Raw genomic sequence first — 571 nt, 5'->3', positions numbered from 1 at the left:
CTAGAAATAGAGAATCGCCCGCTTTTGGCGTATCTCCGTCACCGTATATCGGCTGAGTTTCGGTCCAGCACTGGACGCGGTTCGACTCGACCTGATTGGCAATCTCAAGCTCGGTCTCTCGGTCTAGCGCGAGCCCAACGATAGCCTCCGTATACGGGCTGTCGTCGAGTCGGGCGACGAGAATTTTCGCACTATTCACAGGAGGCTTCATTTCTCATATTTCGCAGTGCTCTCTAAAACTGAGGTTGCGGTTGTTGCGTAATATCTTTCGCCGTTCGTGTCCACTATCTCTCCCTCCACGGTTCCTACGAAGGCTGTGTCGACGGTTCCTGCGCAGATGAACTCGACTTTCTTGTCTTGTAAGGAACTCTGGTTATTGTTTCCACTGATCTGCGGATTATCCCATCTTATATTTACGTTCAACCACCATGCGTAGTACTATCCGGAGGAGTTCGTAAGTCCGCCAATAAAGGAGACGACGGCGACTATTGTTACTAACGCTTAGCCCGTTACAATTCTCAAATTGCGCTGGAGAACTCTGTTTGATTTCCGCCGCGTCGGAAGAACTGGC

The 571-nt window shown here is 50.6% G+C and carries 1 protein-coding gene; it reads right to left on the bottom strand.

All coding sequences use genetic code 11. The features are described 5' to 3' along the window. Nucleotides 1-211 (bottom strand): hypothetical protein (locus GM1_RS22855; RefSeq protein ID WP_008382661.1); only part of this gene is annotated, 211 nt, incomplete at its 3' end. Between the last annotated feature and the right edge of the window lie 360 nt (nucleotides 212-571).

This window comes from Gordonia malaquae NBRC 108250, from assembly GCF_000344135.1.
Classification (GTDB): Bacteria; Actinomycetota; Actinomycetes; order Mycobacteriales; family Mycobacteriaceae; genus Gordonia; species Gordonia malaquae.
The sequence above is the reverse complement of the archived record's forward strand: the minus strand, read 5'-3'. Positions and strand labels throughout refer to the sequence as shown.